General features: G+C 65.7%; 2 protein-coding genes. Both read left to right on the top strand.

The window, feature by feature from the left end; translation table 11 throughout:
• Window positions 1-764 (top strand): 3-methyl-2-oxobutanoate hydroxymethyltransferase (panB, locus tag EOA60_RS32175; protein WP_128312571.1); only part of this gene is annotated, 764 nt, incomplete at its 5' end.
• On the top strand, window positions 761-1,580 hold an 820-nt coding region (gene panC, locus EOA60_RS32170), incomplete at its 3' end, for a pantoate--beta-alanine ligase (RefSeq protein ID WP_128312570.1). The genes panB and panC, both read left to right, overlap by 4 nt.

The raw sequence follows: 1,580 nt of genomic DNA, 5'->3' as shown, positions 1-1,580 counted from the left end.
TTTGTCTAACCGCCTATACCTATCCGATAGCCCGCATGCTCGATCCGCATGTCGACCTGCTTCTGGTCGGCGACAGCGTCGCCATGGTGCTGCATGGCCATGCCACGACGCTCGGCGCTTCGCTGGAGATGATGATCGCGCACGGACAAGCGGTGATGCGTGGCTCCGCAAAGGCCTGTGTGGTGGTCGACATGCCGGCAGGCAGCTACGAGGTATCGGTGGCGCAAGCTGTTGCCTCGGCAAGGCTCATCATCGGCGAGACGGGCTGCCAGGCGGTCAAACTCGAGGGCGGGGTCGACATGGCCGCCCAGATCGCGGCAATCGTCGCGGAAGGCATCCCGGTCATGGGCCATATCGGCTTGCAGCCGCAGTCGGTGGACAAGGACGGCGGCTACAAGATCAAGGGCCGGAGCAGGGAAAACATCGCCGCCCTTTTTCGCGACGCCGAAGCGGTTGAAAAGGCCGGCGCCTTCTCGGTCGTCATCGAGGGCACGGTCGAGGCGGTGGCTTCGGGTCTCACCCGCCATATCGCGATCCCGACCATCGGCATCGGCGCCAGCGGCGACTGCGACGGCCAGATCCTGGTCGTAGACGACATGATCGGTATGACCGTCGACCGCGTGCCGAAATTCGTCAAGGAATACGCAAAGCTGCGCGACACCATTGCGGATGCGGCGGCGCGTTACGCCGACGAGGTGCGCAGCCGCGCATTTCCCGGACCTGACCACGTTTTTTCGGCGGCATCGGGCAAGGACCAGGCATGAGCGGGCCAATCGTCGTCGAGAGCGTTGCGGCCCTTCGCGCGCAGATCCGGGATTGGCGCCGGGATGGCCTCAAGATCGCCATGGTGCCGACCATGGGCGCGCTGCATGACGGCCACATCTCGCTGGTCAGGATCGCGCTCAAAAAGGCGGAGCGCTGCGTCGTCTCCGTCTTCGTCAATCCGACCCAGTTCGCGCCGACCGAGGATCTGGACAAATATCCGCGCCAATTGGCCCGCGATCTCGACCAACTGCGGGAAGCAGGCGTGCATCTGGCCTTCACGCCAGGCGTGGCGGAAATGTACCCGGCCGGCTTCGCCACCAAAATCTCGGTCGGAGGCCCCTCCTCCGGCCTGGAGACGGATTTTCGGCCTGCCTTCTTCGACGGCGTCGCCACTGTCGTGGCCAAGCTTTTCCTGCAGGCAGCGCCCGACTGTGCCGTGTTCGGTGAGAAGGACTACCAGCAGCTTTGCGTTGTCAGGCAGTTGTGCCGTGATCTCGATCTGCCGGTCGAGATCGTCGGCGCGCCGACCGTGCGTGATTCCCACGGCCTCGCCATGTCGTCGCGCAACGCCTATCTCGGCGCGGCCGAGTTCGAGATCGCGCGCAAATTCAACGTGGTTCTGCGTCAGACCGCGGCCGAACTCGCGTCCGGCGCGGATGAGGCACGTGTGGTGAGTGAGGCTGCCGAAGCGCTCGTCAGGGCGGGCTTTCGGAAGGTCGACTACGTCGCCGCGCGGGAGGCCGCGACGCTCGCGCCCTGGCGACGAGACCGCGACGGCCGCCTGCTCGCGGCGGCCTGGCTCGGCACCACCAGGC

This window comes from Mesorhizobium sp. M1A.F.Ca.IN.020.06.1.1 (assembly GCF_004023265.1).
Taxonomy (GTDB): Bacteria; Pseudomonadota; Alphaproteobacteria; order Rhizobiales; family Rhizobiaceae; genus Mesorhizobium.
Note: the sequence above shows the minus strand (reverse complement) of the source record. Positions and strands in the feature narration are given on the sequence as shown.